Genomic DNA, 13,906 nt, shown 5'->3' on the forward strand with positions numbered 1-13,906 from the left:
GCGCGGCGGCGCGCCGGGCACGGGCGCGCCGCCACAACACGAAGGCTTCCAGCCCCATCAGCGCCAGCGTGACGCCGTAGGCACCCAGGATGTAGGGGCCGTGGCCGTGCAGCGAGAACAGCGCGTTCCAGCTCATGGGGCCTCCGGGGCGGAGCGGCCGGCGCGCGCCGCGGCGGGCTCGCGTTCGGCGATGAGGCCGCGCACGCGCGCCAACGCCACCGCGGCGCTGTACAGCCAGAAGGCGGCCACCATCAGCAGCATGGCGGCGACCATGATGCGGGCCATGCTGGGCGCCGAGGTCAGGTTGATGGAGGCGCCCTGATGCAGCGTGCTCCACCATCGCACCGAGAAATAGATGATGGGCACGTTGACCACGCCGGCCAGCAGCAGGATGGCGCCGCCGCGGTTGGCGCGGCGGACGTCGTCGGTGGCGGCCTGCAAGGCCATGAAACCCAGGTACAGGAATAGCAGGATCAGTTCCGACGTCAGCCGCGCATCCCAGACCCACCACGCCCCCCAGGTGGGCTTGCCCCACAGGGCGCCGGTCCACAGTGTCAGGAAGGTGAAGAGCGCGCCCGTGGGCGCCAGCGCGCGCATCATCATGAACGACAGGCGCGTGTTGTAGATCAGCCCCAGCGCGGCGTAGCCCGCCATCACCAGGTACAGGAACATCGACATCCACGCCGCGGCCACGTGGATGAACAGGATGCGGTAGACCTCGCCCTGCTGGCTGTCGGTGGGCGCCACGGCCAGGCCCACGTACAGGCCCGCGCACGCGAAAAGCGCGGCGGCCAGCGCCAGCACGGGGATCAGGCGGCCGGCCAGCGGATAGAACACGGCCGGCGAGGCGTAACGCATCCAGCCGCCGCCGGACACGGACGGGCCGGCGGCGTAAGGCGAATCGAAGGCGGGTTGCTTATGCATGGGGCCTCTCAGTCCAGCGCCACGCGCAGCGCGGCGGAGGCGCTCCAGGGGCACAACAGGATCGCCAGGCACAGGCAAGCGCCCAGCAATGACAATTGCGGGCCAGCGCCCAGACCCGCATGCGTGGCGGATACCGCGCCGGCGCCGAAGAACAGTACCGGCACGTAGAGCGGCAGCACCAGCAAGGGCAGCAGCGCGCCGCCGCGCAGGCCCAGCGTCAGCGCCGCGCCCAGGCCGCCCACCAACGCCAGCGTGGGCGTGCCCAGCAGCAAGGACAGAACGAGCACGCCAATCGCCTGCGGCGGCAGGCCGAATTGCAGGGCCAGCACGGGGCTGGCAAGAATCAGCGGCAGGCAAGCGCTGAACCAGTGCGCGGCCAGCTTCACGCCCACCAGCAGCGGCAGCGGATGGGGCGACACCAGCAGCTGCTCCAGCGCGCCGTTGTCGTGGTCCTGCGTAAAGGGGCGGTGCAGGCTCAGCAGAATGCCCAGCAGCGCGCAGACCCACAGCACGCCCGGCCCGATCGCCAGCAGCAAGGCGGGGTCGGGGCCGACCGCCAGCGGGAAGAGCGAACCCGCGACAATGAAGAAGAGCGTCGCGCCCAGCGTATCCGCGGGCCGCCTCCAGGCCAGCCGGACGTCACGCAGCGCCAACTGAGACAGCGTAGCCAGCATCCGCGTAGTCATCCATGTTCAGGGTTTGCGTGCGGGAGGCAGCAGTGCCCGGCGCCCGGTGCGACGCCAGCACCGCCGCGCCACCTGCGTCCAGGTGCGCGTCCAGCGCCCGCCACAATTGGTCCAGGCTGGCCGCGTCCAGACCGGCATCGGGTTCGTCCAGCAACCACAGGGGCTTGCCGCCCAGCGCCACGGCGGCCATCGCCAGGCGGCGCCCCTGGCCTTGGGACAACCGGGACGCGGGCAGGTGCAGACAGCCTTCCAGCCGCCAGCGGTGCAGGGCGACGGCAATGGCCTCATCATCTTGCGGCGTGCCCGCCACATGCAGGGCGTAGCGCACGTTTTCCAGCGCGGTCAATTCGCCGCACAGGCCATTGGCATGGCCCAGGAACGCCACGCGGGCGAAGTACGCGGCGGGATCGCGGCGCACGTCCTGGCCTTCCGAATGCAGCGCGCCGGCCAACGGGCGCAGCAGGCCCGCCAGCATGCGCAGCAGGCTTGTCTTGCCGCTGCCGTTGGCGCCTTGCACATGCAGGAGCTGGCCGCGATGCAGGTCGAAGTCAACGGGGCGCTGGCCTTCCGGGCCGCCGCGCGGGCTGCGCAGTCCGCTGGCCGCGAGCATCGGCAGCGGTACGTCAGCGGGCCGCATTCGCCACCTCTTTGGGTCCTCCGGCCGGCGGTGTCGCGTCAGAGGTCTGGCCGGGCGGAATGTGCGGCAGCGTATGAGCAATGCCCTTGTGGCAATCGATGCAGGTCTTGGTCTTGTCCGCCAGGTAGGTGGAGTGCATGTTCTGCGCGCGCACGCTCTGGCGCGTGAAATCCATGTATTCGTAGTTGTGGCAGTTGCGGCATTCCAGCGAGTCGTTGGCCTTGAAGCGCGCCCATTCGTGCCGGGCAAGTTCCAGCCGCTTGTCCACGAACTTTTCCCGCGTGTCGATGGTGCCGAAGATCTTGCCCCACACTTCCTTGGACGCCTGCATCTTGCGGGCGATCTTGTCCGTCCAGTTGTGCGGGACGTGGCAGTCCGAGCACAGGGCGCGCACGCCCGAACGGTTGGTGAAATGGATGGTGCTCTTCAATTCCGCATACACGTTGTCGCGCATTTCATGGCAGCCCGTGCAGAATTTCTCCGTGTTGGTCAGTTCCATGGCGGTGTTGAAGGCGCCCCAGAACAGGATGCCGCCGATGAAGCCGCCGATCGTCAAAAAGCCCAGGCTGAAGTGCACGCTGGGGCGGCGGATGATGTTCCAGTAGCGCTTGAGGAGCTTGAACATGGCGGCATCAATCCCTTACTTCTTGCCGGTGGCCGGGGCCGTCAGGCGCTTGAGGATCACGTCGATGTCCTGATACGTGTTGGACACCAACGGCTTGGCCTCGGCCTGCGGCACGTGGCACTGCACACAGAAGTAGCGCCGCGGCGAAACCTCGGCCAACACGTTGCTGTCGCGGTCCATGTAGTGCGTCACGCTCAGGGGCGGCGCCTGCGTTTCCTCGGTGTTCACCCGCGCGTGGCAGGCCAGGCAGCGGTTGTAGTTCTTGTCGATCTGATAGCCGTCGATCTTGTGCGGAATCGTCGGCGGCTGCATCGAATAGGTGCGCATCCGCTTGATGTCCTTGTTCTCGATCGGGCTGATCAGGGGCGGATCCGCTTCTTCCGCGATCGGGGTCGGCCCGCGCATGGGGTCCTCGACCTCTAGCGGCGGCGCGGCCCAGGCGGCCGAACCCAGAAGGATGCCGATGGCGATGATGGCGGCGCGTAGCTTCATGGCTGTCTCCCGGGGGCCGTTCAGACCTTGACGATCTTGACCGCGCACTTCTTGAAGTCGGTCTGGAACGAGATCGGGTCAGTGGCGTCCAGCGTGACCTTGTTGATCAGCTGGCCGGCGTCGAACCAGGGCACGAAGACCAGGCCGCGTGGTGGTTTATTGCGTCCGCGGGTCTCCAGCCGGGTGCGCATCTTGCCGCGCCGCGACTCGATTTCCACTTCGACGCCGCGCCGCAGGCCCATCGCCTGCGCGTCGTCGGGGTGCATGAAACAGACCGCGTTGGGAAACGCCCGATACAGTTCGGGCACCCGCCGCGTCATGGATCCGGAATGCCAGTGTTCCAGGACCCGTCCGGTGGATAGCCAGAACGGATATTCCTTGTCCGGCGACTCCGGAGGCGGTTCGTAGGGCAGGGCGTAGATGACGGCGCGGCCATCCGGGTTGCCATAGAACTCGAAGCCGGCGCCCGCCTTCACGTAGGGATCGCTGCCTTCGCGGTAGCGCCACAGGGTTTCCTTGCCGTTGACGACGGGCCAGCGCAGGCCGCGCGCCTCGTGGTACGTATCGAAGGGGGCCAGGTCGTGGCCGTGGCCACGGCCGAATTCGGCATATTCCTCGAACAAGCCCTTCTGCGCATAGAAGCCGAAGGCCTTCGCCTCCTGGTTTTCGTATTCCGCGTTGAGTTCGCTGTTGGGGTATTTGTTGACCTTTCCGTTGGCAAACAGGACGTCGAACAGGGTCTTGCCCCGGTACTCGGGCTTTTTGGCCAGCAGGTCGGCGGGCCAGACCTCTTCCACCTTGAAGCGCTTGGAAAATTCCATCAGCTGCCACAGGTCGGAACGCGCGTCGCCCGGGGCATTCACCAGTTGATGCCAGAACTGGGTGCGCCGTTCGGCATTGCCGTAGGCGCCTTCCTTTTCCACCCACATGGCCGCGGGCAGAATCAGGTCGGCCGAAATGGTCGTGACGGTGGGGTAGGCGTCCGACACCACGATGAAATTGTCGGGGTTGCGGTAGCCCGGCAGGCCTTCGTTCATCAGGTTGGCGGCGGCCTGCATGTTGTTGTTGACCATCACCCAGTAGGCGTTGATCTTGCCGTCCTTCAGCATGCGATTCTGCAGCACGGCGTGCGCGCCCACCTTGTCGGGGATGGTGCCGTCGGGCAGTTGCCAGATGTCTTCCGCGTGCGCGCGGTGCTTGGGGTTGGTTACCACCAGATCGGCGGGCAGGCGGTGGGAAAACGTGCCCACTTCGCGCGCCGTGCCGCAGGCCGAGGGCTGCCCCGTCAACGAAAACGGGCTGTTGCCCGGCGTCGAGATCTTGCCCGTCAGCAGGTGGATGTTGTAGACCATGTTGTTGGCCCACACGCCGCGCGTGTGCTGGTTGAAGCCCATGGTCCAGAACGAGGTCACGCGGATTTTCGGATCGGCGTAGAGCTCGGCCAGGTCCTGCAACTGCTTCTGAGGCACGCCCGTCAGCTTGGAGGTGTATTCCAGGTCGTACTTCGAGACGAACTTGGCGAAATCGTCGTAGGTGATGGGCTTGGAGCCACCGGCCTTGTCGGCGTTCTTGGCGGCCTTTTGCAAGGGGTGGTCGGGCCGCAAGCCATAGCCGATGTCGGTATTGCCTTCGTGGAACACGGTGTGCTTGTCGACGAAGTCGCGGTTCACGCGCTTGGTCTGGATGATGTAGTTGGCGATGTAGTTCAAGATCGCCAGGTCGGTCTGCGGGGTGAAGGTCAGCGTCAGGTCGGCCAGTTCGTAAGAGCGATGCTCGAAGGTCGACAGCACCGCTACCTTGGTTTTTGGCGCGGACAGCCGGCGGTCGGTAACGCGCGTCCACAGGATGGGGTGCATTTCGGCCATGTTCGAACCCCACAGCACGAAGGCGTCGGCGTTCTCGATGTCGTCATAGCAGCCCATGGGCTCGTCGGCGCCGAAGGTCCGCATGAACCCCACGGCGGCCGACGCCATGCAGTGCCGCGCGTTCGGATCCAGGTTGTTCGACCGGAAGCCCGCCTTCATCAGCTTCAGCGCGGCATAGCCTTCCCAAACGGTCCATTGTCCCGACCCGAACATGCCGACGGCGGTCGGCCCCTTGTCCTTCAGCACCCGCTTGAACTGTTCGGCCATCACGTCGAACGCCTGGTCCCAGGACACCGGCGCGAACTCTCCGTCCTTGGCGTACTTGCCGTCTTTCATGCGCAAGAGCGGCGTGGTCAGCCGGTCGTTGCCGTACATGATCTTGGACAAAAAGTAGCCCTTGACGCAGTTCAGGCCCTTGTTGACCTCGGCGTTGAAATCGCCGTGCGTGGCCACGACCTGGTTGTCCTTCACCGCGACGTTCACGCCGCAGCCGGTCCCGCAGAATCTACAGGGCGCCTTGGACCATTTCAGCTTGGCCGCCTCGGATTCCGTCACGATGTTCTGCGTGTATCCGACGATGGGGATACCCGCCACCGTGGCGGCGGCCGCGGCGGCGGATTGCTTGATGAAGTCTCTACGAGCCATGGACATCGCCAATCTCCTCGTTCATCGCGGCAAGCGTGTCGGCGTGCTGGTAGACCAGCGCCGAGGCCAGCACGCCATCCAGGCGCTGGATCTGCGAGATCCGCGCCATCATGTCGTCGGTGGATGGCGCTTCCAGCGTGACCACCAGTTTCCCGGTGTCGGACGCGCCATGGATTTCAGAGCCCGCGACGGCCAGGATGGCGGCGCGGACGTCGGGCAGGCGTTTGGGCAAGGCATGCACGACTAGGCTGGCGATATGCAGCTCGGGCGGTGTGGGGGACGGCGCGGGAAAGGAAGGCGCGGACATGGGGGTTCCGGCGCGTGGCATCAGCTGCCCGGGGGTCCGGCGATCAACTGATAGAACCAGACGATGAAACCGTAGCCCGCCACGATGACCACCGTCAGGACGGGGGCCATGACAGCCGTCAGGAACAGAAAACTTCGTAGCTCCTGAGGCTTGGTATAGCCATCAGACTCGTTTTGCACACACCACCTCACTATGACAGTTGGGGTATTGCATTGAACGTGCGGATGTCGGACTTTTTAGCAGTGCTTTTACATGCCGTCAATGTTGCATCACGGCGAAACAATCGCGCCACGGCGCTGTATACGAAAGTGCCTGACGCTTTTCCGAAAAGCGTCAGGCACTTGATACTGATTCGCGTTGATGATTAGGCGATGGCGCCGTAGATGCGCCGCGCGTCTTCCGCGGTGGCCAAGGGCCGGCCCAGCGCGCGAGCGCCTTCGGCGGCCTGCCGGACAAGCGCCGCATTGCCCGGCGCGATGCTGCCGTCGCGCAGCTTCAAGTTGTTCTCGAAACCTACGCGCATGTGGCCGCCGAACGCCGCCGCCGTCGTGACGCAAGCGTTTTCCTCGGCGCCGAACGCGCAGATCGCCCAGGGCAGCGTGTGGTCGTACGCCGCCAGGAAGGGCAGCAGGTCGTAGGCCGAAGACGTCTGGCCCACGCTATAGCGGCCCAGCACGAACAGCACCGACCAGGCGCCCGGGGGCACCAGCCCACGCGCGCGCAGCGACTGCCAGCGCTGCACATCGCCTTCGTCGTACAGAATGATCTGGGCCATGATGCGGCGTTCCGCGACCCACGCAAAAAACGCCGCCAGTTCCGTTTCGGGGATCTCCGGCACGGCGATTTCGCGCAGGCCCATGGATACGGCCTCGGGTTGCAGCTCGCGCACCAGCGCGATCTGCTCGGCCGCCTTGTAGACCCCCGCGGCTTCGCTGGTGACCTGCACCAGCAACTCGCGGCCCACGGCGCGGTCGACGGCCGCCAGCGCTTCGCGGTAGGCATGCGCGTCCAGCAAGTGGCTGCCGTCGGGCTTGCGCACGTGCATGTGCATCATGCCGGCACCTGCGTCCAGGCAGGCGCGCGCTTCAAGCGCCAACGCATCGGGCGTCATCGGCACGGCAGGGTGGTCGGCGGCTTTCTTGTAGGCGCCGTTGGGCGCCACGGTGATGATGACGGGGGACTGGGCCAGCGCGGCGCGCGGCAGGACGGATGCGTTCAAGGCTGGATCTCCGGCAGTTCGGCGCTGATCAGGTCGAGGCCGGCGCGCAGCAGGCGGTCGTAGCGTGCGCGCTCGGCGGCAATGGTCTCGGGCGTCCAGGCGTAGAAGCCTTCGCCCGCTTTCATGCCGTAGCGGCCGGCGGCCGCGCGTTCGGTCAGGCAGCGCGCGGGATGGTCCGCATTGCAGAAGGTCGGGTACATGGTCGCGCCCGCGGCCGCGTGCACGTCAATGCCCGCGTGGTCGCGTTGCATGACGGGGCCGGCCGCCAGGAAACGGAAACCAAAGCCGAAGCGCACGGCCGCGTCCACGTCTTCCGGCGAGGCGATGCCGCGGTCGATCAGGTCGAACGCTTCGCGCGACAGCGCGTGTTGCAAGCGGTTGGCCAGGAAGCCGGGCAGGTCCTGCTTGACCTTCACTGGCACGCTGCCGCAGCGGCGCATGAAGGCGATGAGGGAATCCGCGCAGGCATTGTCGCTGGCCTCGCCCAGCACGACTTCCACCAGCGGCACCAGGTGCGCGGGCATGAAGAAGTGCAGGCCCAGCATGCGGCCTCGCGTGTCCAGGCCCTGGCTGATGGCGCTGATGGGGAAGCTGGAACTGTTGCTGGCCAGGATGGCGTCCGGACGGGCGCGCCGGGCCAGGTCCGCGAATAGCGCCTGCTTGATGTCCAGGCGTTCAGGAATGCACTCGATGACGAGATCCACGGTGGACCAGTCCACAGCGTCCAGGCTGGGGGCGGTAGCCAGCAGCGTGGCATTGGCTTCGCGGCCGATGGTCTTCAGGTTTTCGGCCACGCGGGCGGGCAGGCCGGCCGCGCGTTCCGGGTTGGATTCGATCACGGTCGTCCGGCAGGCCGCGCGGGTCAGCACTACGGCCACGTCCGCGCCCATCGTGCCGCCGCCCACTACCACTGCATGCGCCGCGCCCGGATTGGGCAGCGCAGTTGCGTCCGTCTGCATGGTTTGCTCCTTTCTTGCATCGTCGTTGGGGGCGAGTGTAGAGAAGCCGCTTTGATTGATGAATCAGATTTTTTGGATAGAATGATCGTTAAAACAGATCAATGGAGACAGGCAAGGCATCATGCAGATCAATCTTTCGATGCGCGATATCGACACCACGCTGGTGCTGGGCCGCACACTGAATTTCCGGCAGGCGGCGGCGCAGTTGCACCTGTCGCAATCGGCGCTGTCGACGCAGGTCCAGCGCATCGAAGAGGCCCTGGGCGTGCGGCTGTTCGACCGCACCACCCGCACGGTGCGGCTGACGGCGGCGGGCGAAGTCTTCATGCAGCAGGCCGCAACCCTGCAGGTGGCGTTCCGCGACGCGATCGCGGCGGTCAGCGGCATCACCAGCGCAGAGCGGGGCCAGGTGTCGGTCGCCGCGCTGCCGTCGCTGGCGGCCCGGCTGCTGCCGCGCGTGCTGATGGCCTACCGCCAGGCGCACCCGCACGTCGCGCTGAAAGTGCGCGACACGCTGTCGGGCCCGGCCTTCGACCTGGTGCGCGCCGGCGAGGTGGACTTCGCGCTGACCGCCGCCGACCCCCAGCACGCCGACTTGCATTACGTGCCGCTGCTATCCGACAGCTTCCTGCTGCTGATCCCCGAATCGCATCCGCTGGCCAAGACGCGGGGCCCGCTACGCTGGGCCGACACCGCGACCGCCGCGCACGTGTCGATGGTGCAGCCCAGCAGCGTGCGCCAGTACACGGAATGGGCCTTCTTGCAGAACCGCATCCGCTTCACGCCGGCGTTCGAAGCCGAGCATCTGACGACCATCGTGGCCATGGTCGAGTGCGGCTTCGGCGTGGCCGCCTTGCCCGAGATCGCGGCGGGCGCGGTATCGCAGACCGCCATCGTCCAGCGGCCGCTGACCGGGCCGGTGGCAGAGCGTTCGATCGGCCTGGTCACCTCGCGCAACCGCAGCCTTTCACCGGCCGCGGCGGCGCTGGTGCAGACTCTGAAAACGTATTTGGCCGCGCATCCGCGGTAGCCTTTCGCCAAGGGCGTCACGGCGCTTTTGATTTCCCGCAAACGGCCGCGCAATGGCAGTCGACACGGAGCAGCCGGTGGTATTATTCTCAGTACACTAACTAATATCGGAGCTGCCTCAACGTGCCGGATGTACAGAAAAAGACGACGTCCCAGAAGCGCGTCGCAACTCAGAAGACAGACAACAACATTTTCGATCCGGCAAAGCAGGTGCTGTGGTCGCGGCCCGGCTATCTGGTGCGGCGCCTGAACCAGATCCACTACGCCATGTTCTACGAAGAGTGCAAGACGCAGAACGTGACGCCTGTGCAGTACGGTGTGCTGACCGCGCTGTCGCTCAGTCCGTGGCTGGACCAGACCGCCATCGGCATGGAACTGGGCCTGGACCGCACCACTACCGCCGATGTCGTCAAGCGGCTGCAGGAGCGCGGCTTGGTGGAACGCCGGGTCAATCCTACCGACAAGCGTTCGCGCCAGGCGGTGATTACCCCGGAAGGCTTGCGCATCATGGGGCTGCTGCAGGAAGGCATGGCCCGGGCGCAGCAGCGCTTGCTGGAACCCTTGTCCACGCGTAATCAGGAAATCTTCATGAAGCTGCTTTCCACGCTGGTGGAAGCCAACAACCAGTACAGCCGCACGACCCTGAAGCCGATGTAAGGCGCAGGCGCAGGCGCCGCGCCCACGGCGCGCGCCTTTTCGCGTTCAGCTCTTCAGCGCATTCATCCGCGCCACGCCGCGGGCAGCCTGCCCATCGCCCAGCGTGTTGCGCACCCAGATCAGTTCGGCGGCGATCGCCACCGCGATCTCGGCCGGCGTCTTGCTGGCGATGCCCAGGCCCACCGGGCCATGCAGGCGGGCGATCTGGCTGTCGTCCAGGTCGAACAACCGCAGCCGCTCGCGCCGCTTTTCCTGGTTGGCGCGCGAACCCAGCGCGCCGACGTAGAACGCGCGGGACTTCAACGCTTCCAGCAGCGCCATGTCGTCCAGCTTGGGGTCATGGGTGACGGCGACGATCGCGGTGCGCTCGTCGGTGCCAATTTCCAGCACCGCGTCGTCCGGCATGCTGGTCAGCAGCGTGGCCTGGGACGCGCTCCAATCGGTGAAGAACTCTTCGCGCGGGTCGCACACCGTGACGTGGAATTCCAGCGTCGCGGCGATGTCCGCCAACACGCGGGCCGTCTGGTTCGCGCCGATGATCAGCAGCCGCCAACGCGGCCCATACACGCTGCGGAAGATGCGGCCGTCGAAATCCGGTCCATCGGCGGGGCCGGCGGGCGACACGGACGTGTGGCCGTCCAGCAGGTCCACGGTGCGCTGGATCAGGCGGTGCTCGCGGATCGACGCCAGCACGCGGTCCAGCCACACCGTGTCGCGCAGCCGTTCGCTGATCAGGCGCAGCGTGCCGCCGCAAGGCAGGCCAAAGCGCGCAGCCTCGTCCCGCGTGACGCCGTAGGTCAGGCGGGCAGGGGCGTCTTCAAGCTCGCCGGCGCGGGCTCTTGCGATCAGATCGTCTTCGATGCACCCGCCGGAAACCGAACCGGCTACCCGGCCGTCGTCGCGCACGGCCAGCATGGCGCCCGCCTGTCGGGGCGCCGAGCCCCAGGTCTGCACAACGGTGATCAGGTGCACGCGGCTGCCGGCGGCGACCCAGTCGCGGGCAAATTGCAGTACGTCAAGGTCAAGGGCGTTCATCGGCTTCTCACTGAGGCGGGTCCGCGGAAGAAGGCCGCGGGCACGGCATATGTTCACTGTACTGATGAGTCGGGGCGATGTCTCTAGTGTCTATCCCTACTATTTTCGCGCCTTTTTTCGAGCTTGATCCGCAGGCCGTATCGCGCCTCGGGATTTCCCTAATTGGTCAGTACGCTGACTATAAAGTCAGTATACTGACGTAAATTCGGAAGCCGGACGGCGCGGATCCTCCCTCATGGAGATGCCGTGCGTTGTTCCGGTTGTTCCAATCAAATAGTCAGTGTACTGATAATAGACGCTGGCATGCCGGGGCGGGGCAGGCGCCGCGCCATCACATTGGGAGCAGGGGAATGAGCAAAGTGCGCAAGATCGCGTTCGAGGAGCACTACACCGCGGTCGGATTCAAGGACTATTCAAAGAGCTTCGCGCAGCATATCGATCCCGCCGTGCTGGCCGACCTGGCGGCGCGGCTGGTGGATTTCGATGAAGTCCGGCTGGGCGAAATGGACCGCGCCGGCATTGACTTCGTCATTCTGTCGCAGACCGGGCCCGGCGTACAGGCGGAAGCCGATGCCGCGGTGGCGCTCAATCGCGCCAAGGAAAACAACGATTTCCTGGTCAGCCAGATCGCCCGGCATCCCACTCGGTATGGCGGCTTCGCCACCTTGCCGATGCACGATCCCCTCGTGGCGGCGGCGGAACTGACGCGTTGCGTGAAGCAGCTGGGCTTCAAGGGCGCGCTGATCAACGGCCACACCAACGGCGTGTACTACGACGGTCGTGCCTATGACCCCTTCTGGGAGCAGGTGCAGGAACTGGATGTGCCGATTTACCTGCATCCGAGCGACCCCTATGTGATTCCGCAAGCCTATTCCGGCCATCCCGAACTGGTGGGCGCGTCGTGGGGCTGGGGCGTCGAGACCGCCACGCACGCGCTGCGACTGTTGTTCGGCGGTGTGTTCGACCGCTATCCCGGCGTGAAGCTCATCCTGGGGCACATGGGCGAGGGCCTGCCGTTCCAACGGTGGCGCTTCGACAGCCGCTTCGCGGTGTATTCGCACGGCATCAAACTGGCGCGCGCGCCGTCGGAATACCTGGGCAGCAACATCGTCATCACGACGTCCGGCGTCTGTTCGCCGCCCACGTTGATGGCTGCCATCGCCGAAATGGGCCGCGAAGCCGTGATGTTCTCGGTGGATTACCCCTACGAATCGACGGCGCTTGCCGCCGAATTCATCGAACGGACGCCGATGGATGACGCCACCCGCGATCTGGTCTGCCACGGCAACGCGCGCCGCCTGTTCAAACTCTGATCCCTCCGGAAAAAGGAGCAACCATGCAAAGACCCTTCCGTATCGGCCAGATCGTGCCGAGCTCGAACACGACGATGGAAACCGAAATCCCCGCGATGCTGCTGGCGCGCCAGCAGATCCGGCCGGAGCGTTTCACATTCCACTCCAGCCGGATGCGCATGAAGAAAGTGGTGAAGGAGGAGCTGGCGGCGATGGACGGCGAGTCCGACCGCTGCGCGGTGGAACTGAGCGACGCACGGGTGGACGTGCTGGGATACGCCTGCCTGGTGGCGATCATGGCAATGGGCCATGGTTATCACCGGGTCTCGGAAAAGCGCCTGCAGGCCCACACGGCCGCCAACGGCGCGGATGCGCCCGTGATCACCAGCGCGGGCGCGCTGGTGGACGCGTTGAAAGTGATCGGCGCGCGCCGTATCGTGGTGGTCGCCCCGTACATGAAACCGTTGACCGAGCTGGTGGTGGACTACATCCGCAACGAGGGCTTCGAGGTGGTGGATTACCGCGCGCTGGAAATTCCGGACAATCTGGACGTGGGCCGGCACGACCCGGCACGCTTGCCGGAGATCGTTGCGCAGATGGACACCCGTGATGTCGACGCCATCGTGCTGTCGGCCTGCGTGCAGATGCCGTCGCTGCCGGCCATCGCCAAGGTCGAGGCGCAGACGGGCAAGCCGGTGATCACCGCCGCCGTGGCCACGACCTACGCCATCCTGAAGTCGCTGGACCTGGAACCGGTGGTCCCCGGCGCTGGCGCGCTGCTGTCGGGCGCCTACTGAGGAACGCAGCCATGAGCACCTATCTCTATGGCGGCAACGTCCATGCCAATGGCATCCGCCAGCACTACCTGCGCTATGGTGGCGCGCACACGGCGGGCCGCGATGCGGTCGTGATCGTGCCGGGCATCACCAGCCCTGCGGCAACGTGGGGCTTCGTTGGCGAGCGGTTCGGCAAGACGTTCGACACCTACCTGCTTGACGTGCGCGGCCGCGGCCTGTCGGAAGCCGGCGCGGCGCTGGACTACAGCCTGGACGCGCAAGCGGCCGACGTGCTGGCTTTCGCAGAAGCGCTGGGGCTCGCGCGCTACAGCCTGGTCGGCCATTCCATGGGCGGGCGAATCGGCGTGCGCGCGGGCCGGACCCAGCCTGCCGGGTTGCGCCGCCTGGTGCTGGTCGATCCACCGGTCTCCGGCCCCGGCCGCCGCCCTTATCCGGCCAAGCTGCCCTGGTATGTCGATTCCATGGCGCAAGCCCGCCACGGGATGGACGCCGAGGCCATGCGCGCCTTCTGCCCGACCTGGACGGACGCGCAGCGCCAACTGCGCGCGCAATGGCTGCACACCTGCGACGAGCGCGCCATTGTCCAAAGTTTCGACGCCTTCCAGACCGACGATATCCACGCCGACCTGCCGCTTTTGAACGTGCCGGTTCTGCTGGTGACGGCCGAAAAGGGCGACGTGGTGCTGGACGACGACGCGGCGGAAATCGCGCGCTTGGCGCCGGGCACCCGGCATCAC

General features: G+C 66.1%; 17 protein-coding genes. 5 read left to right on the forward strand and 12 right to left on the reverse strand.

The annotated features are described in order from the left end of the window. The 11 genes from ccmD to ACE039_RS29885 all read right to left on the reverse strand — a co-directional run. Positions 1–136: heme exporter protein CcmD (gene ccmD / locus ACE039_RS29835; protein ID WP_485824205.1), on the reverse strand; the 136-nt coding region annotated here is incomplete at its 3' end. Then, complete coding sequence (gene ccmC, locus ACE039_RS29840) at positions 133–924, reverse strand: heme ABC transporter permease CcmC (protein WP_485811844.1); 792 nt, start codon at positions 922–924, stop codon at positions 133–135. The genes ccmD and ccmC, both read right to left, overlap by 4 nt. An 8-nt stretch (positions 925–932) precedes the next feature. Beyond that, a complete protein-coding gene (ccmB, locus tag ACE039_RS29845; protein ID WP_485824206.1) occupies positions 933–1,598 on the reverse strand; it encodes a heme exporter protein CcmB in 666 nt (221 codons plus the stop codon). After that, positions 1,564–2,247, reverse strand: coding sequence for a heme ABC exporter ATP-binding protein CcmA (gene ccmA / locus ACE039_RS29850; RefSeq protein WP_448708534.1), 684 nt, complete (start codon positions 2,245–2,247; stop codon positions 1,564–1,566). The genes ccmB and ccmA overlap by 35 nt, the downstream gene beginning before the upstream one ends. Beyond that, positions 2,234–2,872, reverse strand: coding sequence for a cytochrome c3 family protein (locus ACE039_RS29855; protein WP_485824144.1), 639 nt, complete (start codon positions 2,870–2,872; stop codon positions 2,234–2,236). The genes ccmA and ACE039_RS29855 overlap by 14 nt, the downstream gene beginning before the upstream one ends. Before the next feature lie 15 nt (positions 2,873–2,887). Then, positions 2,888–3,364: a nitrate reductase cytochrome c-type subunit gene (locus tag ACE039_RS29860; protein WP_313462913.1), complete on the reverse strand. Its 477-nt coding sequence runs from the start codon at positions 3,362–3,364 to the stop codon at positions 2,888–2,890. 20 nt (positions 3,365–3,384) lie between these two features. After that, on the reverse strand, positions 3,385–5,880 hold the full coding sequence (gene napA, locus ACE039_RS29865; protein ID WP_105560212.1) for a periplasmic nitrate reductase subunit alpha: 2,496 nt from the start codon (positions 5,878–5,880) through the stop codon (positions 3,385–3,387). Next, a complete protein-coding gene (locus tag ACE039_RS29870; protein ID WP_105560213.1) occupies positions 5,864–6,181 on the reverse strand; it encodes a chaperone NapD in 318 nt (105 codons plus the stop codon). The genes napA and ACE039_RS29870 overlap by 17 nt, the downstream gene beginning before the upstream one ends. A 20-nt stretch (positions 6,182–6,201) precedes the next feature. After that, positions 6,202–6,360 (reverse strand): periplasmic nitrate reductase, NapE protein, encoded by a 159-nt coding sequence (napE, locus tag ACE039_RS29875; RefSeq protein ID WP_105560214.1) that lies wholly within the window; start codon positions 6,358–6,360, stop codon positions 6,202–6,204. Between the two features lie 185 nt (positions 6,361–6,545). Then, a complete protein-coding gene (locus ACE039_RS29880) occupies positions 6,546–7,400 on the reverse strand; it encodes a beta-keto acid cleavage family enzyme (protein ID WP_332007306.1) in 855 nt (284 codons plus the stop codon). Further along, positions 7,397–8,359, reverse strand: coding sequence for a 3-hydroxyacyl-CoA dehydrogenase family protein (locus tag ACE039_RS29885; RefSeq protein WP_485824145.1), 963 nt, complete (start codon positions 8,357–8,359; stop codon positions 7,397–7,399). Before ACE039_RS29885 ends, ACE039_RS29880 begins: the two co-directional genes overlap by 4 nt. A 121-nt stretch (positions 8,360–8,480) precedes the next feature. Between ACE039_RS29885 and ACE039_RS29890 the strand changes: the two genes are divergently transcribed. Both ACE039_RS29890 and ACE039_RS29895 read left to right on the forward strand, forming a co-directional pair. Next, the gene (locus ACE039_RS29890) at positions 8,481–9,389 is read left to right on the forward strand and encodes a LysR family transcriptional regulator (protein WP_105560217.1); all 909 of its coding nucleotides are present in this window, start codon (positions 8,481–8,483) and stop codon (positions 9,387–9,389) included. 188 nt (positions 9,390–9,577) lie between these two features. Continuing rightward, a complete protein-coding gene (locus ACE039_RS29895) occupies positions 9,578–10,045 on the forward strand; it encodes a MarR family winged helix-turn-helix transcriptional regulator (RefSeq protein ID WP_369868999.1) in 468 nt (155 codons plus the stop codon). Between the two features lie 45 nt (positions 10,046–10,090). Here ACE039_RS29895 and ACE039_RS29900 read toward each other — a convergent pair whose 3' ends face one another. Continuing rightward, positions 10,091–11,080 (reverse strand): XdhC family protein, encoded by a 990-nt coding sequence (locus tag ACE039_RS29900; protein ID WP_485824146.1) that lies wholly within the window; start codon positions 11,078–11,080, stop codon positions 10,091–10,093. 350 nt (positions 11,081–11,430) lie between these two features. Between ACE039_RS29900 and ACE039_RS29905 the strand changes: the two genes are divergently transcribed. From ACE039_RS29905 to ACE039_RS29915, 3 genes are all read left to right on the forward strand, one after another. Then, positions 11,431–12,393, forward strand: a complete 963-nt coding sequence (locus ACE039_RS29905) for an amidohydrolase family protein (RefSeq protein WP_485824147.1) — start codon at positions 11,431–11,433, stop codon at positions 12,391–12,393. 23 nt (positions 12,394–12,416) lie between these two features. Beyond that, on the forward strand, positions 12,417–13,169 hold the full coding sequence (locus ACE039_RS29910; RefSeq protein WP_183014682.1) for a maleate cis-trans isomerase family protein: 753 nt from the start codon (positions 12,417–12,419) through the stop codon (positions 13,167–13,169). Positions 13,170–13,180: 11 nt separating this feature from the next. After that, on the forward strand, positions 13,181–13,906 hold a 726-nt coding region (locus ACE039_RS29915; protein ID WP_485824148.1), incomplete at its 3' end, for an alpha/beta fold hydrolase.

This window comes from Achromobacter maghribensis (genome assembly GCF_057334215.1).